Origin of the sequence: Mangrovibacterium marinum (genome assembly GCF_003046625.1) — a bacterium.
Lineage (GTDB): Bacteria > Bacteroidota > Bacteroidia > Bacteroidales > Prolixibacteraceae > Mangrovibacterium > Mangrovibacterium marinum.
Window position 1 is genome coordinate 16,511 of record NZ_QAAD01000029.1, and the last position, 23,007, is coordinate 39,517.

The window sequence follows — 23,007 nt, forward strand, 5'->3', positions numbered from 1 at the left end:
ATTGAGTTTTTTTTCTCATGTCTCACGACTCATGTCTATTTTTGGAACATTAAACTCGAAATTTGGAACTCAAGGAATGGCAAAAATTACATTGGTAACCGGAGGTGCCCGATCGGGCAAAAGCAGCTTTGCCCAGCAAATGGCCGAGGCGAAAAGCGAGCGGCCAGTGTACCTGGCAACCGCCCGGATATGGGATGAAGACTTTGCGCAGCGGGTGAAGCGCCACCAGGCCGACCGCGATGAACGTTGGGTAAATGTGGAAGAAGAAAAGCAGCTCTCGAAACATGATTTCAGCGGCAAAGTGGTGCTGATGGACTGTGTGACCTTGTGGCTGACGAACTTTTTCCACGATAGCGAATATAAACTTGATGAAGCGCTGGAAGCCGCCAAAGCCGAATGGAAACTGTTTATTCAGCAGGATATGGAGCTGATTGTGGTGACCAACGAGCTGGGCATGGGTGTTCACCCCGAGCATGAGGTGGCACGCAAATTTGCCGACTTGCAGGGCTGGATGAACCAGCACATTGCCAAAGGAGCTGATGCTGTTTACCTGTTGGTTTCCGGTATTCCGGTGAAGATAAAGTAGCGAGTAATGAGTCGTGAGTGATGAGACAGCGCTTTTTTTACACAAATCTCGTGTCTTCTTGACGAAAAAATCATGTAGTGGATTTGAAACTGCGGGTTTTTCTACTCATGACTCAAGTCTCACTTCTTTCAAATCGTAAATTGTAAATAGATAAATCGAAAATGAATATTAAATCTCAGCTTCAACACAAAATTGACCTGAAAACAAAGCCGACCGGTGCTTTGGGTCAGCTGGAACAGATTGCCTTGCAAATTGGTTCCATTCAGAACAGCTTGACACCCGAGTTGAAAAGCCCGGCGATGTTGGTTTTTGCCGGCGACCATGGCCTGGCCGATGCCGGAGTGAGCCCTTACCCCAAGGAAGTAACCTGGCAAATGGTGATGAACTTCTGCGCCGGTGGTGCGGCAATCAACGTGTTCTGCAAACAAAACGGCATCAGCCTGAAAGTGGTCGACGCTGGTGTGGACTTTTATTTTCCGAAGGAGCTGCCGGTAGTAGACTGCAAGGTTGCCATGGGTACAAAGAATATGCTCGAAGAGCCGGCCATGACTCCCGAACAATGCCGCGAAGCCATGAATCACGGGGCCGAACTGGTGAAGGCCGAGGCGGCAGCTGGCAGCAATGTGATTGGTTTTGGTGAAATGGGAATCGGGAATACGTCGGCCTCGTCGCTGTTGATGCACCGCTTTCTGAACCTGCCGGTTGAACAATGTACCGGACGTGGTACGGGCATGGTGGGCGATCAACTTGATTATAAAATATCAGTATTGAAGAAGGTTGCCGAAAAGTATAATCCGCAAACAGTGGAAGAGACCCTGGCCACTTTTGGAGGCCTCGAAATTGCCATGATGACCGGCGCTATCCTGGAAGCTAAAAAGCAAAGCATGGTCATTTTGGTCGATGGATTCATCACTACGGCAGCTACCTTAACAGCTATTCAGTTCGACGGCTCGGTGCGCGACAACTGCATCTTTTGCCATGCCTCGGAAGAGCAGGGGCACCAGCTGATTCTGAAACACCTGGAGGCCCAGCCTGTGCTGTCGATGGGCATGCGTTTAGGCGAAGGATCCGGCGCAGCGGTAGCTTATCCGGTAATTAAATCGGCCGTTACCTTCCTGAACGAAATGTCGAGTTTTGAAGACGCCGGCGTTTCCAATAAAGAATAAATAGAAGGCAAAAGTTAAAAGGCAAAGGTTAGAGGCTGTCTAAAAAGTCTGAAGAGTTTTTTCAATGCTATCAAATTGTAAGTCCGTTCAAGCTACATGACCCCTAAATCCCCTGAAGGGGACTTTAAGCCGCCCCTTTAGGGGAGGTTTGGAGGGGTAAAATCAGCTAGAGCTTTCAATTTGTAAGTCTGAGTTTCTTCTTATCGACTTTTTGGACAGCCTTAAGCAACCCCAAAGTAACGATACCGATGAAAAAGCAATTTCAGCTCCTCTTAACAGCTATCATGTTTTACACGCGCATTCCGGTGCCGGCAAGCCTGGAATACTCGCCGGAACGCCTGAACAGGGCAACGCGGTATTTCCCGTTCATTGGCTGGATTGTCGGTGGAGTAGGGGCTGCTGTTTTTTATGGTTTGATGCAAATTTTACCATTGCAGGTGAGTGTGTTCCTGAGTATGCTTGCTACGATTTTCGTCACCGGAGCGTTTCACGAGGATGGCTTTGCCGATTTCTGCGATGGTTTTGGCGGCGGCTACACCCGCGAGAAAATCCTCACCATCATGAAGGACAGCCGCATCGGCACCTACGGTTCGGTTGGCTTAGTGGGCATGCTGGGAACCAAGTTTCTGGCCCTTCAGTCTATGCCGGTTGGTGTGATTCCCCTGGCGATGGTTGCTGCTCATGCGTTTAGCCGCCTGATGCCGGTATTGATCATCTTTACCAGCTGGTATTCGCGCGACGACGAGACCAGCAAAAGCAAGCCTATTGGCAAGAAAGGAAAACGCAGCGACCTGATAATCGCCATCTTCTTCGCCTTGATCCCCACGGTTTTTCTACCGTGGCAGCTTATGGCTGTTGCCCTGCCCTTAGCCTTGCTGGCCACCCTTCGCTTTAAAAAATACAGCGAGCGCAAAATTGGCGGCTACACCGGCGACGGCCTGGGTGCCCTGCAGCAGTTGATCGAGCTGCTGTTTTATCTGTGTTTGCTGGGTGTGGTCCACTTCGGGCTGCTGTAATTTTTCGGGTGTGTTTTTTTATAAGTAATAAGATTAAAAATCATAGCGTTGGAGTTGTTTTACTAAGGAGGATTAATGCAGATGGGGACTACGGTCTTTTTTCTTCAACCTTATTCTTCAGTAAACAACCTTAGTAGAAAAATTAGTACCAAGTTTGTTAACCTTATTAGCTTATTGAAATTGAATGGTGAATCTGTTAACTTTAAGAAACACATTTCACCTGCCTTATGAAAATAGAATACAACAATCTTTACACGCATTTTGTGTTGACATGCTTGCACCGCCAACCTTTAATTAAGGAGTCGTCCAGAGAACGGATCGAAAAATATATCACAGGTATCGTCAATAATAACGACTCTCAGCTTTATGCGATATATGCGAATCCCGAGCATGTCCATTTTCTGATATCTCGTTCTCCGGCAATCTCAGAGCAACGATTGATTACAGTTATAGCAGAAAGTTCGGAGCGGTTTATTCGGGAAAGCAAATTGCTGGCCGGACGATTTGAATGGCAGCAAAGTTGTTCAGCCTTTTCGGTATCAAAAAGTCACATCGACCGGGTATGTAAGTATATCTTAAATCAGCCTGAACATCACCGGACACACACATTTGCCGAAGAGTACGAAGAGTTTATCAGGCATTATCAGAAGACCATTCATAAACGAGATGGAGAAGAATAAGCGAATAAGGTTACGGAATTCTCACATTGTGTTTCTACTAAGGTGGGCTACGTTGAATAAGGTTTGTCAAATCATAGTTGAGCCTTATTGCGTCATTTTAATTAGATAATACTTATAGCATTTATCAATGATCATTACCACCATTCGCCATACCCGGGTTGATGTGCCAGCGGGTGTTTGCTACGGGCAAACCGATGTTCCGCTGGCTTCCACTTATACGGAAGAAATGGCCGCTGTAAAGACGCAAACCGATTGGTATCAGTTTGATGCGGTGTATTGCAGCTCGCTGAGCCGTTGCCGCCGATTGGCCGAAGATTTGTTTCCACGTGAAACCATTTTGTTTGATGAGCGCCTGATGGAGCTGAATTTTGGCCGCTGGGAAATGCAAAAGTGGGACGACATGGACCACACGGCCGAGGCGCAGGCCTGGTTCGCTGATTTTGTTGATGTGCGAACTCCCCAAGGCGAGTGCTTTCGCGATCAGATAAACCGGACGGCCGACTTTTTGAAAGACCTGAAATTAACCGGTTACAAGCGTGTTGCGGTGGTTACGCATGGCGGCATCATCCGGGCGCTGCATTGCCTGCTAAACGGCACAAAGCCCGAGGATGCTTTTCAGAATAAAGTGAATTACGGTGAGGTTGTGGAATTTGAGACTTGAGACTTGAGACGTGAGTCTTGAGTCTTGAGTTGGGAAAGAGAGATAATATCCATCTTTTTTGTGCACAATTATTGACCATCAATCACTACAACAACCCGTCATCCAATATTCTTGCTTCCGTATATTTTACCCCTAAATCCCCTGAAGGGGACTTGGCTTCAGCTTTTCAAATCAATATTGATGCACTTTGCAATGCAGTCCTTGTTTGGTTCTCCCTTCAGGGAGTTAGAGGGTCGAAACAAGGACGAGCGAACGGCGTTTCAGTTACTTTCTTTTTAACCACAGAGGACACCGAGTTCGGCACAGAGTTTCACGGAGTAGTCTTGAGTCGTGAGTTGGGAAAGAGAGACAATCTCTGTCATTTTTTGTGCACAACTATTGACCACAAATGACCCCGGCGAACTGCGACTGCGACTGTGACTGTGACTGATCACTGCGACTGCGACTGTGACTGCGACTATTTCTCCTCTTCATCCGGTTTTTCCCAATCGCTGACGGAAAACACCGGCGTCATAAACTTCAAAAAACCTTGCCGGTAAATGGCTTTGAAGACAATCACCCCAAACCAAACAGCGCCTAAAAACAACACCAATGCAATGATAATCCCAACGAACGATTGCAGCTCGGTATAAATCAAAATGCTGAACATGCTGGCTCCGATAATGGGTAAACAACCGGTTAGAATGCCGGCAACAATGCGGATGAATTGTTTCATAACGGCTTGTTTTTAGTTTTCCCGTTAAAGGTAGCATAGTTCTGTCGCTTTTGTGGACTAATCTCCGGTATATTTTTCTGAAAATAAGCGCGTCAGCAGGCTATCCATAGAAATAGTTGCTCTTGCGGCCATGTTTTTTCAGGCTGCGGTATTCCCACGGTTGCATCTGTTGATAGGCCCTGAAAAACTGGCTGAAACTACTCGACGACATACCTAGCTTCTGACCGACTTCTTTGAAGCTCCAATCCGTTTGTTCCATTAAATCGCAGGCTACTAAACGCAAATATTCGCAAATCCAATCGTGGGCACTCATTCCCGACATGCACCGAATGGCACCGTCAAACTGGCGGGGATCGGCGTTCATCTGTTTGGCATACCATTTCGAACTTCGTTTCCCGTATTTGCGAACCTGTTCTGCAAACAAGTCCATGTAGCTGTTGCCCGAAGGCTGATGGTTTACAATGATCCCGGAATGGCGATGGCCGGAGTCTTCAGTGGTCTCTATAAGCCCCGAGTATACGTTTGCCGGAGTGATGGGGTGGTATTCGATTGAGCTCATTGTTTTTTTCCCTTCAAGTTAGGCCGATATTTTAGAATATGGTACTGTTTCTTATAGTTTTTCAATTCATATTTTATAAAAATGAACACGTTCCTAAAGTTATGGGCTCCTAATTTTAGAAAAGTGTACAAGGTGGTAAAATAAACAACTCATTATTTTAGGAAAGTGTACCAAGTGATAAAATTTAGAACTGATAATTTTATCAAAAAGCACAAAATGATAAAATTATAGCATCTGCGTGGACTAATCTACCGTTTTTCTTTTTGGGGTGAATAAGATGATGTTGCGTCTGTTTTTTCGCGCTTGTTAAATCCCCTTAATTCGGCTCGATTCTCCTTGTGTTTCCGGTCTTTTTCGACCTGAAAAACTTATCTTTGGGCGCACTTTCGGAGGGGCGCCGCACGATTGGAGCACGAGGCGTTTCCTTCCCCGAAAATCAACAAAAACCAAATGCAACAAAACGAATTTGAAATCCCCGGAATTGACGAGGGATTACGCGAGGGCATTCAGCATAAGCTCGACAACAAAGCCAAGCCGGTAGGATCGCTTGGCCGCCTGGAGTCGCTGGCCATGCAGGTGGCGCTCATTCAAAATACACTGACACCGGAATTGCGAAAACCGGTGATGTTGACCGTGGCATCGGACCACCTGATTTGTGCCGAGGGGGTGAGCCCTTGCCCGGTTGAAATTACCTGGCAACAGGTGCTCAACTTCCTGCAAGGCGGTGGCGGCATCGGGCTGTTGTCGCGCGTGTATGGCATGGACCTGCACGTGGTGGATGCCGGGGTGAATTTCGATTTCGCACCGCACCCGAAACTGATCGATGCGAAGGTTCGCAAAGGCACGCGCAACTTTTTGTACGAGCCGGCCATGACGATGGACGAGTGCATGCAGGCCTTTAACAACGGGCGCCGCATTGTGGCAAAGTTCAACGACGAAGGCACTAACATCATCGGTTTTGGCGAGATGGGCATTGGCAACACAACGCCCGCTTCGGCGCTGATGTCCATCATTTGTAAGCTTCCGGTGAAGGACTGCGTTGGCCCGGGCGCGGGCTTGGATAAAGATGGTGTATCGCACAAAGGCCGCGTGATTGAGCAGGCCATTGCGAAGCATGGCGTGTCGGAAAATGTGCTGGAAAACCTGGCGTGCTTTGGTGGTCTCGAAATCGCCACAATTGCCGGTGGAATGTTCGAAGCAGCCGCCCGCCGCATGGTCATCCTGGTCGATGGGTTCATTACCACCGCCGGCATGCTGGTGGCATCGGAACTGAACCGCAAGGTGCTCGACTACGCCGTGTTTGCACATGTGTCGGACGAGCAGGGGCACCACAAAATGCTGGAATATATGAAGGCTGATCCGGTGCTGGCTTTTGGCCTTCGCCTGGGTGAAGGAACCGGCGCAGCGCTGGCTTTCCCGATGATGCAAGGCGCCGTGGCGGTACTTTCGGAGATGACTTCGTTCGAGGAGGCGCAGGTGGTGAACACCAGCCATATTCGGTTTGAAGAAGAGGCGGAGAAGTGATCAGTGATTAGTTGCAGTGCTCAGTCGCAGTGTTCAGTTGGAAGAGGTCAGGGATGGTCATTCAGTTGTCATTGTTGGTCAATAATTGATCGGACTCCGAGAAACTCTGTGCCGACCTCCGTGTCCTCTGTGGTTAAAGAGAAAGTAACTGAAACGCCGTTTGCACGTCCTTGTTTTCACCCTCTGACTCCCTGAAGGGAGAACCAAACAAGGACTGCATTGCAGGGCGCGCTAATATTGATTTGAAAAGCTGAAGCCAAGTCCCTTTAGGGGATTTAGGGGTGAAATATACGGAAGCAGGAGTATTGGATGACAGTCGTTGATAGTCATTGATGGTCAATAGTTGTTGTACAAAAAATAGCGGATATTGTGACACGAGTTTTCTTTTAATACTCAAGACTACTCAGTGAAACTCTGTGGCATACTCCGTGTTCTCTGTGGTTAAAAAAGAACACCGAGACGCCGTTTGCTCGTCCTTGTTTTCACCCTCTGACTCTCTGAAGGGAGAACCAAACAAGGACTGCATTGCAAAGTGCATCAGTATTGATTTGAAAAGCTGAAGCCAAGTCCCCTTTAGGGGATTTAGGGGTGAAAATGTAATGAGTTTCATGCAGTACCAATACTCAGGTCTGTTTGAAACTTGAAATATATAACGTGGAACTAGAAACAATGAATAAACTCAAACCCATCATGTTTGTTGGCACCGGCTCCGATGTGGGCAAGTCGGTGATTAACGCTGCCTTTTGCCGCATCTTCAAGCAGGACGGCTACCAGCCCGCGCCCTTTAAGGCGCAGAATATGTCGCTCAACTCCTTTGCCAGTGCCGAAGGTCTGGAGTTGGGACGGGCACAGGCGGTACAAGCCGAGGCCTGCGGCATTCCCTGCCTTAGTGCCATGAACCCGATCCTGTTGAAACCGACTAGCCACACCAAGTCGCAGGTCGTGTTGAACGGCAAACCGCTGGGCGACCAGTCGGCACAGGAATATTTCCTGAAAACCGACCGCCAGTTTCTGTTCGACGAGGCCATGAAAGCCTGGCGCTCGCTGGATGAAAAGTATAACCCCATTGTGATGGAAGGCGCCGGGAGCATCTCCGAGGTCAACCTGTGGGATAAGGATATTACCAACATGCGCATTTCGCTGGCCACGGGTGCGCCAACCATCCTGGTGGCCGACATCGACCGCGGTGGTGTGTTTGGCAGTGTTTACGGCACCATCAAACTGTTGCCCGAGGCCGAACGGAAACTCATCAAAGGCATTCTCATCAACAAGTTCCGGGGCGATATTGCCTTGTTTCATGATGGCCGTAAGATGCTGGAGGAGCTGACCGGTGTTCCGGTGATTGGCGTGGTTCCCTATTTCAGCGACATCCACATTGAGCAGGAAGACAGCGTGGTGATCGACTACAAGCGCGGCAGTGTGAAAGATGACGGCAAGGTGAATGTGGCGGTGGTTTTGCTGCGGCACATGAGCAACTTCACCGACTTCAACATGCTGGAGCGCATGCCCGATGTCAACCTGTATTACTCGGCCAACCCGGCCGAGATTGCCAAGGCAGATCTGGTGTTGGTGCCGGGCTCGAAGAACACCATTTCCGACCTGATGTACCTGCGTGAACGTGGCCTGGCGAAAGCGATTCTGCAGGCTGCCGAAGCGGGCAAAGGCGTTTACGGTATCTGCGGTGGTTACCAGATTTTGGGCGAAGAAATTCGCGATCCGCACCATGTCGAAGGCGAGATTGAGGCCATTCCGGGACTCGGTTTGTTGCCGGTTGTCACAACGCTCACTAAAGACAAACGCACGGTGCAAACTGCCTTCAAATTTGCAGGTCGCGAGGAAGATTGCTCGGGCTACGAGATCCACATGGGAACAACTGACCTGAAAGGTGGCGAACCTTTATGTGCCCTGAATGACGGTGGTACCGACGGTTGCCGGGTATCGCCGAAACTGTGGGGAAGCTATCTGCACGGCATTCTCGACAATAAAGCGGTAGTTGAAGAAATGCTGAAGGCGAACCAGCTGAAGGCTGAAGTGACCGAATTCGATTACGCCAAATTTAAAGAAGAACAGTACAATAAACTCGCCGATCATGTTCGTGCCTATGTGGATATGGATTACGTGTACTCGGTGATGCAAATAGAAGAATAAAAAGATTGCCCAATTGAGGGCTTCACTTTAAGTGAAACCCTCAATCAGTGAAGCCCTCAATAACAGAAAGCTCAATGGAACTCCTCATACTTCCTTTACTAATTGGTTTTGCAGTGGACTGCCTGTTGGGCGATCCGCGATGGTTGCCGCACCCGATCCGCTTGTTTGGCTGGCTGATTGCCTGGTTCGAAAAGCGCTTTAACCAAGGAAATCACCGCAAATTGAAAGGTGCACTGACATCTGTCTTGTTGGTTGGCGGTACTTGGTTGTTGCTGTTTCTTTTGTTCGGATGGTTGAAGAGCTTTCCGACCATTTACCTGATGATAGCATCGGCAGGTGTCTTCTTTGGCCTGGCCAATCGAAGCTTGATTTACGAATCGTGGCTGGTGATCCGGGCCTTGCAGCGCGACGGACTGGAAGCCGGCCGCAAGCAACTGAGCTACATTGTTGGTCGCGATACCACGAAGCTCAATGAGCAGCAAATCCGCACGGCAGTGCTCGAAACCATGGCCGAAAACCTCAGCGACGGAGTAATCGCGCCCCTGTTTTTTTATGCTCTAGGCGGCGTTCCGGGGCTTTTCGCTTTCAAAATGGCCAGCACCCTCGACTCGATGATTGCCTACAAAAGCGAGCGCTTTAAAAGCTACGGCTGCTTTGCCGCCCGATTGGATGATTTGCTCAACCTCATTCCTGCCCGCCTGACAGCTTTGCTGATGGTTTTGGTGAGTCTGAGTTGGAGTGGCCTGACACATATTTTCCGCTACGGACATCAACATGCCAGCCCCAATGCCGGTTATCCGGAATCGGCTTTGGCCGGAATCCTGAAATGCCGCTTCGGAGGGCCGAATGTTTATCATGGGAAGATGGTCGAGAAGCCCTACATCGGCCATCATCAAAAGCAAATCACCACCCGCGATTTTTGGATGGCGGCTTATGTGAATACCGCAACGGCTGTGGTGATGGTTGGCGGGATTGTGGCGGTGTATTTGACGTGTATTTGATCGTTTCTATTCAACTAACTTGGGATATAATCCTTGTTGAGATCTAAGAAGCTTGTAGTAAGTGAAATTCAGATTTTTGATCTCCTCGTATTTAAATAGAAGCAAATGTCCGTCTATCGGGTAGTATTTTGTGGCATTTGACTTTTTTGAACCGTCTTTTTTAATTTCACAGTCATCAGTTAATGCTCTGCGTTGAACATTTTTTAGAGTGATACTTTCTATACCTCCATCTTTACTTAACGAATAGTCGACGAGAACTCCGTCATAAAGTATAGTAGAGCCGCCTAATTCAATAATTACATCCACAAAAACAAATTCAATATCTTCAACGGAATCGGTCATCAAATCAAATTCAGCATCTGGAAAATCGAAAATCTCACCTTTTAATAGGTAATGCCATTCATTCTTGAATCTGAGTATTTTATATTTTCGATCGAGTTTAAAATATCGAACGATTTTTCGAGATAGATAACCAATCGACAATGCAGCTGTATACATCGTCAGATTATAAAGGAGGATTTGAAGCGAAAAGATCTCAATTTTTTGAACTGAATCAGGGTGTGGGGTATTGGTTAGTATGTCGAAAAATACCTTAAGATCGACTTTATAGCCGAAAATGGGAGCTGCAAAATACCATATAGTTTGAAATATGAGAGATGGTATAATTGTAGAAATAAAAATGCTAAAGAAAGTTTCTTTAAAATATTCGTGAGAAAATTCGGCCGAGTAATAGAAACGTCGATAAAAAATGCCCGGAAGCAATAATACAAAAAGAATTATTGTCGACAGGGCAATGTTCATTATTCTGCATTAAGAATTTCTAAGGCAAGCTTGGTTTCTTCGGTAATTTCAAAAGAAGAATCTGTAGCAGAAGCAAATCTTCGTTTTCTTACAGCGTTGGCAAGTTTCTCAGAATCTTTAGAGTTTGCCAAAATAATTTTTACTCGTTTACTTGTTAATGGGGTATCAGAGTTAAAGAAAGTAACGATTCTTTTTTTACTGATTTTTTCATGCCATTGTTGATTAGGAATCAATACAAATGTAAAGATTTAAACTGAAAGTAGATATTCGATGAAATATTTTTGATTTTAGCCTCTCGGGGATGATTCTATCTCATCTCTCATCTCTCGTTACTCCATCAACTTCTTTCCAACTTCAATAATCTCCCGGGCCAGTTTTTCGCTGGTGGCGTAAATCACACCACGGTGGTTCATAAAGGTTGAATCGGCACGGTTCAGGTCGAGTGGGTTGCCGTGAATGTCGCTGATCCAGGCACCGGCTTCCCGGAAAATGCAGGCACTGGCCGCGAAATCCCAAATGCTGCCACCACCTTCAATTTTCTTTGGTAAATAGAAGTAGCAGGCCGGCGCTTTTTCGAGCACCCAGCAGGCAATCAGTGCTGCTCCGCCCTGAAAGTGAGTGGTCATTCCTTGGTAGCCCAGCTTTTGGCTTACCGCTTCCATCTCGCTCAAAATGGCGTCTTTTAACGGATAAGTCAGCATGCTTTTGCCGTTCATGAAAGCCAATGGTGCATTGGTTTGTTCTTCAACCTTCCACGGCAGGCCGCAGAAAAAGGCACCCTGGCCTTTCACCGCATAATACAGGTTGCCGCTCATGGGGTCGAAAATAACGCCGATAACCGGTTCGCCTTCTTTCGAAACCAAGGCGATAGAGGTTGAATAACCATGCTCGCGGTTGATAAAGGGCAGCGTTCCGTCGATGGGGTCGATGGCCCAGAAATAGTCTTTTTCAAAGCGTTCGTGGTTGTCGGGGCTTTCTTCGCCCAAGGTTCCCAGGTCGTAAATCTTCGTCACTTTTTTGAGCATCTTCAGAATAAGTTCCTGTGCCATCACATCAACTTCGGTAACCACGTCCGAGGCCAGCGAGTCGCCGGTTCCTTTGTGCTTTACGGTGAGGTCTTTCGTGGTGTAGGTCGAAATTAGTCTACCGGCTTTCAGGGCTGCCGAAGTGGCTGCTTCGCGCAGCATCTGCAAATCGTGATCGGTTAATTGCATGGTGGTCTATTTTTAATTTTTTAATTCGGCAATAACTTCGCGGCAAACACGCTCGCTGTAGCTGTTTATCTTCCAGTGGCCGGGGCTCCAACCTTTCAGGAAACGGTGAAAATCGGCCCAGGCGGTGTGGTATAAGCCCCGCCAATCGTTGTGCAAGGCTATAAAATCAATTTGCTTTTCGTGTCTGATCAGAGCCTCTTCGAGTGCTTCAAAGTAAGTATTCAGAATCCGGCTTTCCAGTTGTTCGCAATCTTCTTCGTACAAACAACTTCCAACGAAATAGGCCACATCTTTCATGCCGCAGCCACCGCCAACATATTGAAAGTCGACTGCTGCGACCTGCTTGCCATCGGGCGAAAAACAGAAGTTGGCCAACTTGGCATCGCCATGCACAAAGGTTTGGAAGGGTGATGCGTTCAGGCGGCCATCAATGGCCGAAGCTGCCTGTTTCAGGGCTTTGTCGTTGAGAACTTCCAGCTCGTCGGGGCGGGTTTCCAGGTGCCAGTAAGTTCCCGATTTCCACAAACCCTCGGGCTGTTGGTTCAGGAAGGTCGCATGAAAATTGGCCAGCCACCGCAGGCAAATTACCATTTCGTCCCAGTTGAGCCGGTCTTTTCGTTTGGGGAAGCCGGCCGGGTCCAGATCTTCGAGCACCAGCAAGACCTCTTCGCCTTGGCTATCCATTGCCAGGCAATACGGAATGCGGCAGTTGTCGTCGCACAGGGCGCTGTAATGTTCGTAAAAATAGCTTTCAACCTGGTACGATTTCAACTTACGCTGGTGCGACAGGTTGCTGTTCCAGCCACGCGGGTTGCCGGCACCATCGAGCAGGCGCACATGCTTGACCACCACCGAGGGAACTGAAGCACCAATCAGCTGATAGCGGATAATTTTTCCGTAACCACTCCACAGGTTTTGGATGGTTTCCGGCTTGCTGACGTCCTTGGCTTGCGTTGCTTTTATGATGGTTTCGAGAAACTGTTTATTCATGAAAAAGAATCGTTTTGATTTCCTGGAGTGGTAAAGGTAATATTTCGATTTACCTTCCGCTTATTGGCGATCTGATGCCCCTTTCATATTTAAAACTTCTTAATGTTACGAGGCTTTAGTGCCCGCCGAAGAATAAATGCAGCGAATTGTGTTTTCTTTGTAGGGTAAATAAATGAGCAATGGCCAATTTTTCACATCTTATTTTCGATTTGGACGGAACGCTGGTTGACTCCAAGCCGGGTTTGCTGAATGCGCTGCGCTTTGTGCTTGGTGAGATGGGCCTGGATTTGCCGGCAGAGGAGCTGATTGATTCGCTGATTGGCCCGCCGGTGCAGCAGGGAATGCGGAATATCCTGGGGTTTAACGATCGGCAGGTTGAAATTAGTTCGCGCCTTTTTCGGGAATATTATGGTGAAAAAGGAATGTACGAAGGGCATGTTTATCCCGGCATTCAACTGCTGCTGGAAGCCTTGCTGGCTGACGGCGCGAAGCTTTACATTGCCACTTCGAAACAGGCCGTATTTTTGCCTGCTATTTTGCGCCATTTCGAGCTGGAGCGCTACTTCGACGATACCGAAGGTTCGGAGGGCGCCGCACTGCAAACCAAAGCCGAGTTAATCACCAATTTAATGGATCGCAACCGCCTGGAGCCATCGCACCGCATTGCCATGATCGGCGATACAAAGTTTGATGTTGTCGGCGGAAAGGCGAATGAAATTACGACCATTGCTGTGGGCTACGGCTTTGGATTGAACGGAGATCTTCAGGAACTGGATCCGGATTATTTTGCCGAAGAAGTGGATGACCTGACCGAGATTTTGCTGGGCTAACCGATGCTTCCAGGGCGTTTGGCGCAGTCATCATTCAATTTTGATCGTTTTGGGCGAGGTTGAAACAGATGCTGCCTCGCGGAGTTTGTTTCCTGTGCAGTTTTGGGGTATTCAGGGCGTTTTTCGGCAGTCCTGTGTAGAAATGAGTCTTCCTGTGGAGTTTTTAGCGCTCCTGTGCGATTTTTTGATTCCCTGTGCAAAGTTTTGTGTTCCTGTGTTGTTTTTTGCTTTCCTGTGCGCTTTTTGTCAGCCCTGTGCTACAGGAGTGACAAAATGTAAGCAGGATGCGTTTTTTTTACACAGGACGGGAAAAAACTACGCAGGACGAGGAAAAACCATACAGGACGGGATTTGATGCCGCTGGAAAGCAAAGAATGATGCAGGAACGGCTTTTTACGCCCAGTTTAGTGTGAAAAGTCCCAGATCTTTTCCTAAAATAGCTTGACAGATTTATACTTTATTTGGTAGGATATAAATGTTTTTCATTTACTGGTTTACAAATCTAATTAGATTCTAATTCCTGGTTGCGTTCATACTTCATTTTCTTTATCCTGTTTTTTGACGCGGTTGAAAACCGCATCGCTCCCCAAAAAACCTTCATGATTCCCGGGAGTCACCAACAGGAATGAAAGGTTAGGATCTTTTCAATTATACTGTTGTCGTTGTTTTCAACAGTTGTCGGGTTGTCATCCCTCATCTAATTAAAACCAGTTATTGGCATTGCGCCTCAGTGTCTTTGCGTGGTAGACTTTCAAAAAAAATGCAGGAAAGCCGAAGCAATCCTGCATGATATCGTGGTAACGGATGATGTCGTTGTTGTTAGATGGTCGATTCGAACTGGCGCAGGAAGCGAACATCGTTTTCGAAGAAATGGCGAATGTCTTTGATGCCGTATTTCAGCATGGTAATCCGTTCAATTCCCATTCCGAAGGCGAAGCCGCTGTATTTTTTCGAGTCAATTCCGCACAGCTCCAGCACATTCGGGTCAACCATGCCGCAGCCCAGAATTTCGAGCCAGCCGGTGTATTTACACACGTTGCAACCTTTACCGCCGCAAATTGAGCAGCTCACATCCATTTCGGCCGATGGCTCGGTGAAGGGGAAGTAAGAAGGGCGCAGGCGAATTTCGGTTTTTTCGCCAAACAACTCGCGCGAGAAGTACAGCAGGGTTTGTTTCAGGTCGGCAAACGATACGTTTTCGTCAACATATAAACCTTCAACTTGGTGGAAAATACAGTGCGCACGAGCCGAGATTGCTTCGTTGCGGAATACGCGTCCCGGGAAAATAGCGCGGATTGGCGGCTGTGTTTTTTCCATCACCCGAACCTGAACGCTCGAGGTGTGGGTACGCAGCAAAACGTCGGGATCTTTCTCTATGAAAAAGGTATCCTGCATATCGCGGGCCGGGTGCTCGGGCGGGAAGTTCAGGGCCGAGAACACGTGCCAGTCGTCCTCAATTTCGGGGCCCTCGGCAACGGTAAATCCCAGGCGAGCAAAAATATCGATGATTTCGTTGCGAACGATCGAAAGCGGATGGCGTGAACCAACGCGCAAAGGCTCGGCCGGCATGGTCAGGTCGGTTTGGCCACCGGCATTTTCTGCGGCTTCAAAGCTTTCTTTCAGTTCGTTTATTTTATTGAGTGCAAATTCTTTCAGTTCGTTTATCGCTTGTCCAACAGCCTTTTTTTGGTCAGCTTCTACGTTTTTAAAGTCGGCAAACAACTGACTGATCAAGCCTTTTTTACTGATGTATTTAATGCGAAGCTCTTCGACTTCCTGCTTCGCTGAAGCGCTAATTTGCTCAAGTTCTTCTCTTAACTCTTTAATTTTTTCTAACATCTTCGTATGCTGTTGAATGAAGGCGCAAATATAATTATTGAAGTTCGAATAATTAAACGATTGCCTGGTTATTTTAAAATGCGGATGCGCCGGATGCGGATATCTTTCCGGGGCCGATAGTCGCTGTCGACAGGCAGGGCGTTGATTTTGTCGGCAATGTCCATTCCTTGGCTTACTTCGCCGAAGATGGTGTAGGTACCGTCGATGTGTGGCGCGCCGCCAACTGTTTTGTACACCCGCCGTTGTTCGGCCGTGAACTGGTAGCCTGTTTCTTTGGTGATGTCGTCGAGCTCCGAATCGGAATAAGTGCGTCCGGTAACAATGTAGAATTGCGAGCCGTCGGAGCGTCGTTTGCTGTTACCGCGATCCGGTTTCCGGGGCGAACCAATCACGCCCCGTTTGTGATATAATCCGGGAACGATATGTGCCGGTAGCGTATAGCCGGGGCCTTTCCAGCCTACCACGTCGTTTTTGCCGGCGTAGCGCGTGTCGGCAGCTCCGCTCTGGATGCAAAATCCCTTGATGACCCGGTGGATGAGCAGGCTGTCGTAGTAATTTTCGTTGACCAGAGCGATGAAATTGTCCCGGTATTCGGGCGTCTGGTTGTATAGGCGGATTTTAATATTGCCCAGATCTGTTTCAATCAGCAAGCCTTTAATCCGTTTGTTGGCTTCGCTGGTGGCCTTGTCGGTCGACGATTTGAGTTGATCCAATGGCTGCGGATTCGTACTGGCTTTACGAAGCAGGTCGACAATTAAGTTTGAAGGGATCGCCAGGTTTTGGTTTTCGTATTCAATGACATCGGCATAGCCCAGGCCAATGCATTTTTCGCCCGAAAAGACCGGAGTACCATAGCTTTTGGATCGAAACTGGTTGGTAAGCTGGTAGCGCATGGCTCCGCCAATGTTGCCATGTTTTTTCACGCTGCCTTTGTGTAAGGGGAGCGTGTTGCCCTGTGGCCTGGTCAGGTAAATCGTTTTTTGATCGATGGGAATAACCTGCGCTGCCAGGGGAATGGCGGGGCGGCTGATCGCTGAAGTTTTTAAAATCACCAGGTCGTTAATTCGGTCGATGGCCACAAAGCCGTCAATCTCATATTTTTTGTCCTGGTTCCAGGGGCTGATCAAAGCGGTGTTGGCTTCAATCAGTGGGCTTAGCCGGCTAACAATAAGATTGCTGTCGACGAAAAAGGCCGTTTCACTTTCCAGAAATCGTGCGTGGTCGAAGCTCTCCAGTTTTACAATGGCAGGAACATAGTCGAGGTAATTGAATGGCGTTTTTGCTTGTGTTTCGGTGGTCTCTTTAGCCGCTTGTTCCGTGGGTTTCTTTGGGCTCGATGAGCAGGATGCCAGCAGACTAACAAGCAGGATGAAGCTGTACTTTTTCAGCATATTTATTGAATGATTTTCACGGTTATCATCACATCGGTGTAGGGGCGGTTGTTTGTGTCGGTTTTCAGTTTCGAGATTTTGTCAATCACATCGAAGCCGGAAATACACTCCCCGAAAATGGTGTACTTGCCATCCAGGTCGGGATAGCCGCCAACGGTGGTGTAAGCTTTACGCTGCTGATCCGTAAACACAAGAGTTTTTGGATCCAGCTTCATCTTAGCCTCGATATCGGCCTTTACTTTTTCTGCAATTTCGCGAAACTCAGCCACCTTGTTTTCCGCTTTCAGTTGTTTCAGTTGCGCTTTTATTTCGGGGGTATAAACCTCCTTGATCACTTTCTTGCGGATGGGACGGTTCACAGCCATTTCCATTGTGTCCAGCTGTCCCTCGGTAAATACCTGCCCTTCGATAATGTAAAACTGCGAAATATCCGATTGCTTAAACGGATTCACCTCGTCGGGTTGGCGGGGCGCGCACAGCGCTCCTTTTTTGTGAATATGCCCGGGAACAATTTCATCATCCACCGTGTGATCGGGGTCTCCGTAGCCGATGCGCTTGCCCGGTGGGGCATTGCGCGATGATCGTGATCCGCCCTGGATCAGGAAGTTCTCGATTACCCGGTAAAACAGTGTTTCATTATAATAGCCTTCGCGTGCCAGCTGCATAAAGGCATCGCGGTGTTTGGGCGTATCGTTGTATAGTTTGAAGCGCATAGTACCCAGGTTGGTCTGTATTTCAACGATATGATCAACCTGGCTCTGGGCGTTAACGGCGTTGAAAACTAATAAGCTAAGTGCTAAAAGGAAATATTTCATTTCAGAATCTTTACCGTCATTTTTAGGTCTTGTTCCGGACGATTAAACCGATCTGTCTTTACTGCGGCAATTTTATCGAGCACCTCAAAGCCGTCAATCATCTCACCAAAAACGGTGTAAGCTCCATCGAGTGACGGGTAGCCTCCCTGGGTGGTGTATATGGCTCGTTTTTCTTCCGAAATTTGATAAGGTTCGGTTTTGGCCAGCTGTTCGTTGGCCAGTTCTTTCAGCTCGGCCAGGCGGATGTTCAAGCTATCCTGAAGGCCTTCTTTCATTAGTTTATTCAGCTCTGCCTGATGCTGGCGGAAGATTTGCTGGTTGATCTGACTGGCTCGTTTGCTGTTCATCTGCATCTCGAGCGAATCCAGTGCTCCCGGCGTAAGCAACTCTCCCTGCACAATGTAAAATTGCGATCCCGACGATCTTTTTTCGGGATTTTGAGCATCGCCTTGTCGGGCGGCCGCCAGGGCTCCTTTTTTATGGAAAAAATCGGGTTTTATTTCAGCCGGAATGGTATAACCCGGATCGCCGTTTCCTAAACGCTGCCCCGGAGCAGCATCTTTCGATTTCGGATCGCCACCCTGGATCATAAACTCATTGATGACCCGGTGGAACAGCAGGCCGTCGTAAAAACCATCCTGGGCCAGTTTGATAAAGTTGTCGCGGTGTTGCGGGGTTTCGTTGTACAGGCGGAAGGTCATTTTTCCGTAGTCGGTATCGATTTCAACGGTTGTTGCTTTATTCGCTGGTTTGTTGCTCGAACAGGAGCTGTGCACCAGCAAGCAGAGTAGCAGTATGATGCTGTATGCTTTGGTCATTGTCTGATTCATTTACGGGTTTGAAAAATTATCATTAAACGCTTGTTGTCGAACAGAAAAGAGCTTGACAAATGATGTTTTTATCTGTTCTCACAAATATAGTTATTCTGTAAGCCTGAAAAAATTACAACCCGAGAGGATTCGCCGAAGCTTCCTGTTTCAAAAGAATTACATTTGTTAAAATCGAAATAGCTATGCACGAAATCAGAGTAAACGATCAGCTTCGTCTGGAGAAAATTAAATATTCACACGCTTTTCAGATGTTTCATGCAATTGATTCGAATCGCGAATTTTTGTCGCCCTGGTTGCCTTTTGTTCAGCAAACCCAATCGCAGGAGGATACCGAGGCTTTTATCCGGTCAATTCTAAATCAGTCCGGCGATCGTAGAGATGAAGTTTTTGTAATCTGGTTTAATCAGCGTTTTGCGGGCTTAGTCGGCTTGAAGGATACCGATTATCTGAATTTGAAAACCGAGATCGGCTATTGGCTTGTTGAGAGTATGACCGGAAAAGGCATCATGACCAAATGTGTCAAAAATCTGGTTGACTTTCTTTTTAGTGTCATGAAATTGAATCGTATTCAGATTAAATGTGGTGTCGGAAATGAGAAAAGTTCAGCAATTCCCAAGCGTTTGGGCTTTACCTTCGAAGGAGTTGAACGAGCTGGCGAAAAGCATGAAAATCGCTTTATCGACCTGGAAGTTTACAGTTTGTTAAAGAATGAATGCAGACCAATGAATAAATTGTGAAATACCATATTGCTCGTTTTCGATATAGAAAATAGAGGTGTGTTTGCTTGTGGCGTTTAAAGACAACAGAATTGATTGTTTTGTTTTTTGTTTTGTGACTAATTGATGATAACGTTTTTAGCTGTGTTGGTACGGTTCGGAGAAATAAAAGTTAGAACGGTTTAATTTTTTGTTCGATTTTTTAATTTTGAATCGAATTAGATAACCGTTCATAGCCAGGCGGTTATTGCGAAAAAAGAGAACAATGGAAAATAAGACTGCAAGAAGAACGCTTTACAAGGTGCTTCGAAAGACAGGAGTTGCCAGGGATGCGATTGAATTGGATGCATCTTTTCAGGAAGACCTGAATTTCGATCAACTGGACTGGAACGTGTTTCTTTTCTATATGGAAGAAACCTTGAATGTCAGTATTAAAGATGATCAGGCGAGAAATCTCCGCCAGGTCAAGGATTCGCTCGAGTTATTAGAGAATATAGCCTAGGGGTATATTTAGTTTAGTTAGTTCAAAAGGAATATTTTCGAAGGAAATATTCCTTTTTTCGTTTTTGTAAGTTGCATTCCAGAACCGAAATAGTGTACATTTGTTAGAGCACTAAACATTCAATCAATTTAATTTATACATTATGGAAGTTTTGGAAAATTACACCGACAAGATTAAAGAGCTCATAATGACCTACGGCCTGAAAGTTGTGGCTGCTATTATTGCCTTAGTCGTTGGCTTGTGGATCATCAATCTAATTGTAAAGGCTTTCGCCCGAGTGATGGAGAAAAAAGAGGTTGATCCGTCGTTGCGGGGCTTCATCAACAGTTTGACAGGCATCTTGCTGAAGATTATGCTAGTCATTACTGTCATCAGCATGGTTGGCATACAGATGACTTCGTTTATAGCGATTTTGGGTGCTGCCGGTTTGGCTGTCGGTATGGCGCTGTCAGGGACCTTGCAGAATTTCGCCGGCGGTGTTATGATCTTGATATTTAAACCCTTTAAGGTTGGTGATTTCATTGAGGCGCAGGGTTATATGGGAACCGTATCCGAAATACAGATTTTTATTACCGTATTGAAAACCCCTGATAATAAAACCATCTTGATCCCTAATGGTGGTTTGTCAACCGGATCGCTGGTGAATTTCTCCACCGAAGAACGACGCCGGGTCGACTTTTCGTTTGGCATTGCCTATGGCGATAATTATGACGATGCCAAAGCTTTGTTGCTGAAGTTGATTGCTCAGGACGAACGCATCTTTAAAACACCGGAGCCTTTCATCGTGCTGGGAGCTTTGGCTGATAGCTCGGTCAATATTACCGTACGTGTTTGGGCAAAATCGTCCGATTATTGGGGGGTTTTCTTCGATATGAATGAGAAAGTATACAAGGAGTTCGACAAGCACGGTTTGCATATTCCTTTCCCGCAGTTGGATGTTCATCTCGAAAAATAAATGCCGATGAAGAAATTACTTGTTGTTGCCTGTTTGTTGCCCCTGTTGGTGGCGGCACAGGCACCGGTTGATTCCGTAAAAGTGTGGAAAACCGGCGGCTCTGCCTCGGTAAATTTCAGTCAGGTATCCCTGTCAAACTGGGTTGCCGGGGGTAAAAGTTCGGCCTCTGGTACGTTCCTGGTAAATCTTTACGGAAACTATCAGAAGGATAACGTGAGCTGGGAAAATACACTCGACCTGGGCTATGGCCTTTTAAAAGAAGAAGACGCCAAGGTGCTGAAATCGGACGATAAAATCGACTTTAGCTCGAAATTTGGCTACAAGGCCTCCGGGAAGTTCTTCTATTCGGCTCTGCTAAGCTTTCGTTCGCAGTTTACCGATGGCTATGATTATAAGATCGAAGAAAGGCCCGTCATCTCGCGTTTCTTAGCACCAGCTTATATTACGATGGCGTTGGGGATGGACTACAAGCCCAATGAGCATTTTTCGCTTTTTTTATCTCCGCTGACTGGTAAGATGACCCTGGTAACCGATGATGCTTTATCGGAGGCCGGTGCTTTTGGTGTTGACGAAGGGGCAAAAAGCCGCTGGGAATTGGGTGCCTTTCTGAAGACAACCCTGAAGTATGAGCTGGTTAAGAATGTTTCGCTGGAGTCGAAGTTTGATGTTTTCTCCAACTATCTGGATCAGCCCCAAAATATGGATGTTAACTGGGATGTGACGATTAACATGAAAGTCAACAGTTTTATGTCGGCCAAGTTAATCACGAATATGATTTACGATAACGATATCAAGATTGATGTCGATAATGATGGCACTGTTGACGGGCCACGTGTACAGTTTAAAGAACTTTTCGGAGTTGGATTAAATGTAAAATTCTGATCTTCGATCGACGAAATGAGGTACTCGTGGGGTGAAAATGGTAGTTTGATCAGTAAAAGTGCTTATTTATCCGAAATCGAACCTTGAGTGTTGACTTGTATCGTGTGCACGGCGTAACTTTGTTAAACGGTTGCAGCCGACTCTTCATCTGCTGCAATTTCGTATTTTTCTCTTTTATTATTCTATATCTTAAGCGCACAAGAATTCCAAGCCGGCAGAATCCTGTCGGCTTTCTTTTTGGTTCGCTTTGTTGAATCGCTCTCCGATAACGGATCAGAGTCTAATTTGGGTCCTACGCATAAGCGCTACAGCAAGAACCCACGTTAACCACACTTCCGGATTGTCGTCAGAAGTCCTTTATTTCTGAAAGTCTACCATGCAAAGACACTGAGGCATAATGTCAATAACTGGTTTTAATTAGATGTGGAATGACAACCCGACAACTGTTGAAAACAACGACAACAGCGTCGTCGTATAATAGTAACCTTTCATACCTGTTGGTGATTCCCCGGAATCATGAAGGTTTTTTGGTATCGAATAGTTCCGGAGCTGCCTTCGTGCTTCTTCCAGTAATATAATGTGATAATTGGTATCGTGATGTATTTCGATTGTTCTACTCAAATCCGTATATGTATTTAAACAGGATAACGCTATATTATTACACCATTCAGTTGATCTGGTTCTGGCGACATCTGTCGGTGTATGACGATTATCGATTTTATATAGCATTATAGGATCGTTGGTCGCTTTTTTGATGTTGTGCTATTAACTCCAGTAATGCAGTGTTGATGTCGTTCTTTGTTTCCTTTGCAAGGAAGCCCACTTTTAAATTAGACCTAACTTTTGTGTGTGATCCGTCCTCTGTTGTCCGAATTTCCAAGCGGGGCATTAGCCGAATGCAGGCCTATATGCGATATTTCAGCGCAGTGCTGGTTTGCGCTTTCATGCATGGTGAAATATTTTTGAGAAGTTAACGCGGCTGTTATCAGCTTGTTGGTTGTTTTGGCCTTGAAAAAGGTCGAAAAAACTTCACAGCAGGTGTTGCAAAGCAGAAAATAGTCTCTATATTTGCACCCGCTTTTGAGAAACAACGGCACACAAGCCGAAGCAATCGGAAGCCGCGTTCTGTGAGGGTTTTAGAGGATTTGAGAGTTTTGAAAAAATCTTTAAAAAGAATTTGGAAAAG

Annotated in this window: 24 protein-coding genes; 13 read left to right on the forward strand and 11 right to left on the reverse strand. The window is 46.8% G+C overall.

The window, feature by feature from the left end; translation table 11 throughout:
• Nucleotides 1-76 precede the first annotated feature (76 nt).
• The 5 genes from cobU (at nucleotide 77) to cobC (ending at nucleotide 4,109) form a co-directional block, all read left to right on the forward strand.
• A complete protein-coding gene (gene cobU, locus C8N47_RS17160) occupies nucleotides 77-586 on the forward strand; it encodes a bifunctional adenosylcobinamide kinase/adenosylcobinamide-phosphate guanylyltransferase (RefSeq protein ID WP_107823828.1) in 510 nt (169 codons plus the stop codon).
• A gap of 161 nt (nucleotides 587-747) precedes the next feature.
• Nucleotides 748-1,752, forward strand: coding sequence for a nicotinate-nucleotide--dimethylbenzimidazole phosphoribosyltransferase (gene cobT, locus C8N47_RS17165; protein ID WP_211316199.1), 1,005 nt, complete (start codon nucleotides 748-750; stop codon nucleotides 1,750-1,752).
• Between the two features lie 248 nt (nucleotides 1,753-2,000).
• Nucleotides 2,001-2,768: an adenosylcobinamide-GDP ribazoletransferase gene (locus tag C8N47_RS17170; RefSeq protein ID WP_107823806.1), complete on the forward strand. Its 768-nt coding sequence runs from the start codon at nucleotides 2,001-2,003 to the stop codon at nucleotides 2,766-2,768.
• Between the two features lie 227 nt (nucleotides 2,769-2,995).
• Nucleotides 2,996-3,448, forward strand: coding sequence for an IS200/IS605 family transposase (gene tnpA, locus C8N47_RS17175; protein ID WP_107823807.1), 453 nt, complete (start codon nucleotides 2,996-2,998; stop codon nucleotides 3,446-3,448).
• 127 nt (nucleotides 3,449-3,575) lie between these two features.
• A complete protein-coding gene (gene cobC, locus C8N47_RS17180) occupies nucleotides 3,576-4,109 on the forward strand; it encodes an alpha-ribazole phosphatase (RefSeq protein WP_107823808.1) in 534 nt (177 codons plus the stop codon).
• Nucleotides 4,110-4,566: 457 nt separating this feature from the next.
• Here cobC and C8N47_RS17185 read toward each other — a convergent pair whose 3' ends face one another.
• Both C8N47_RS17185 and C8N47_RS17190 read right to left on the reverse strand, forming a co-directional pair.
• Nucleotides 4,567-4,824: a hypothetical protein gene (locus C8N47_RS17185; RefSeq protein ID WP_107823809.1), complete on the reverse strand. Its 258-nt coding sequence runs from the start codon at nucleotides 4,822-4,824 to the stop codon at nucleotides 4,567-4,569.
• Between the two features lie 100 nt (nucleotides 4,825-4,924).
• A complete protein-coding gene (locus tag C8N47_RS17190) occupies nucleotides 4,925-5,383 on the reverse strand; it encodes a helix-turn-helix domain-containing protein (RefSeq protein ID WP_107823810.1) in 459 nt (152 codons plus the stop codon).
• Nucleotides 5,384-5,833: 450 nt separating this feature from the next.
• Here C8N47_RS17190 and cobT (C8N47_RS17195) point away from each other — a divergent pair, with 450 nt between their 5' ends.
• The 3 genes from cobT (C8N47_RS17195) (at nucleotide 5,834) to cbiB (ending at nucleotide 10,056) form a co-directional block, all read left to right on the forward strand.
• Nucleotides 5,834-6,907 carry a nicotinate-nucleotide--dimethylbenzimidazole phosphoribosyltransferase gene (cobT, locus tag C8N47_RS17195; protein WP_107823829.1) on the forward strand — a complete coding sequence of 358 codons (1,074 nt, stop codon included), beginning with the start codon at nucleotides 5,834-5,836 and terminating at the stop codon, nucleotides 6,905-6,907.
• A gap of 669 nt (nucleotides 6,908-7,576) precedes the next feature.
• The gene (locus tag C8N47_RS17205) at nucleotides 7,577-9,055 is read left to right on the forward strand and encodes a cobyric acid synthase (RefSeq protein ID WP_107823812.1); all 1,479 of its coding nucleotides are present in this window, start codon (nucleotides 7,577-7,579) and stop codon (nucleotides 9,053-9,055) included.
• Between the two features lie 74 nt (nucleotides 9,056-9,129).
• On the forward strand, nucleotides 9,130-10,056 hold the full coding sequence (gene cbiB / locus C8N47_RS17210; protein WP_107823830.1) for an adenosylcobinamide-phosphate synthase CbiB: 927 nt from the start codon (nucleotides 9,130-9,132) through the stop codon (nucleotides 10,054-10,056).
• A 6-nt stretch (nucleotides 10,057-10,062) separates the two neighbouring features.
• On the opposite strand, the gene C8N47_RS18710 is transcribed toward cbiB, so the two are convergent.
• The 4 genes from C8N47_RS18710 to C8N47_RS17230 form a co-directional block, all read right to left on the reverse strand.
• Nucleotides 10,063-10,554 carry a hypothetical protein gene (locus C8N47_RS18710; protein ID WP_146161562.1) on the reverse strand — a complete coding sequence of 164 codons (492 nt, stop codon included), beginning with the start codon at nucleotides 10,552-10,554 and terminating at the stop codon, nucleotides 10,063-10,065.
• Between the two features lie 302 nt (nucleotides 10,555-10,856).
• Nucleotides 10,857-11,090: a hypothetical protein gene (locus C8N47_RS17220; RefSeq protein WP_107823814.1), complete on the reverse strand. Its 234-nt coding sequence runs from the start codon at nucleotides 11,088-11,090 to the stop codon at nucleotides 10,857-10,859.
• Between the two features lie 96 nt (nucleotides 11,091-11,186).
• Nucleotides 11,187-12,071, reverse strand: a complete 885-nt coding sequence (locus tag C8N47_RS17225) for a 3'(2'),5'-bisphosphate nucleotidase CysQ family protein (RefSeq protein WP_107823815.1) — start codon at nucleotides 12,069-12,071, stop codon at nucleotides 11,187-11,189.
• Nucleotides 12,072-12,083: 12 nt separating this feature from the next.
• Entirely contained in the window at nucleotides 12,084-13,061 is a 978-nt protein-coding gene (locus C8N47_RS17230) for a phosphotransferase (RefSeq protein ID WP_107823816.1), read from the reverse strand.
• Nucleotides 13,062-13,240: 179 nt separating this feature from the next.
• On the opposite strand from C8N47_RS17230, the gene C8N47_RS17235 reads away from it, so the two are divergent.
• Nucleotides 13,241-13,891 carry an HAD hydrolase-like protein gene (locus C8N47_RS17235; RefSeq protein ID WP_107823817.1) on the forward strand — a complete coding sequence of 217 codons (651 nt, stop codon included), beginning with the start codon at nucleotides 13,241-13,243 and terminating at the stop codon, nucleotides 13,889-13,891.
• 819 nt (nucleotides 13,892-14,710) lie between these two features.
• On the opposite strand, the gene pheS is transcribed toward C8N47_RS17235, so the two are convergent.
• From pheS to C8N47_RS17260, 4 genes are all read right to left on the reverse strand, one after another.
• Nucleotides 14,711-15,730 (reverse strand): phenylalanine--tRNA ligase subunit alpha, encoded by a 1,020-nt coding sequence (pheS, locus tag C8N47_RS17245; RefSeq protein WP_107823819.1) that lies wholly within the window; start codon nucleotides 15,728-15,730, stop codon nucleotides 14,711-14,713.
• 68 nt (nucleotides 15,731-15,798) lie between these two features.
• Nucleotides 15,799-17,121: a peptidylprolyl isomerase gene (locus C8N47_RS17250; protein ID WP_107823820.1), complete on the reverse strand. Its 1,323-nt coding sequence runs from the start codon at nucleotides 17,119-17,121 to the stop codon at nucleotides 15,799-15,801.
• Between the two features lie 2 nt (nucleotides 17,122-17,123).
• Entirely contained in the window at nucleotides 17,124-17,936 is an 813-nt protein-coding gene (locus C8N47_RS17255) for a peptidylprolyl isomerase (RefSeq protein WP_107823821.1), read from the reverse strand.
• Entirely contained in the window at nucleotides 17,933-18,766 is an 834-nt protein-coding gene (locus C8N47_RS17260; RefSeq protein WP_211316200.1) for a peptidylprolyl isomerase, read from the reverse strand. Before C8N47_RS17260 ends, C8N47_RS17255 begins: the two co-directional genes overlap by 4 nt.
• Before the next feature lie 182 nt (nucleotides 18,767-18,948).
• Between C8N47_RS17260 and C8N47_RS17265 the strand changes: the two genes are divergently transcribed.
• The 4 genes from C8N47_RS17265 to C8N47_RS17280 all read left to right on the forward strand — a co-directional run bounded on the left by C8N47_RS17265 (nucleotide 18,949) and on the right by C8N47_RS17280 (nucleotide 21,821).
• Nucleotides 18,949-19,503 (forward strand): GNAT family N-acetyltransferase, encoded by a 555-nt coding sequence (locus tag C8N47_RS17265; RefSeq protein ID WP_107823823.1) that lies wholly within the window; start codon nucleotides 18,949-18,951, stop codon nucleotides 19,501-19,503.
• Between the two features lie 244 nt (nucleotides 19,504-19,747).
• Nucleotides 19,748-19,984 carry an acyl carrier protein gene (locus C8N47_RS17270; RefSeq protein ID WP_107823824.1) on the forward strand — a complete coding sequence of 79 codons (237 nt, stop codon included), beginning with the start codon at nucleotides 19,748-19,750 and terminating at the stop codon, nucleotides 19,982-19,984.
• 142 nt (nucleotides 19,985-20,126) lie between these two features.
• Nucleotides 20,127-20,939, forward strand: a complete 813-nt coding sequence (locus tag C8N47_RS17275; protein WP_107823825.1) for a mechanosensitive ion channel family protein — start codon at nucleotides 20,127-20,129, stop codon at nucleotides 20,937-20,939.
• Nucleotides 20,940-20,945: 6 nt separating this feature from the next.
• Entirely contained in the window at nucleotides 20,946-21,821 is an 876-nt protein-coding gene (locus tag C8N47_RS17280) for a DUF3078 domain-containing protein (protein ID WP_107823831.1), read from the forward strand.
• Between the two features lie 985 nt (nucleotides 21,822-22,806).
• Here C8N47_RS17280 and C8N47_RS18885 read toward each other — a convergent pair.
• Nucleotides 22,807-23,007, reverse strand: a 201-nt coding sequence (locus C8N47_RS18885) for a hypothetical protein (RefSeq protein WP_211316201.1), incomplete at its 5' end; no start/stop codon positions are given.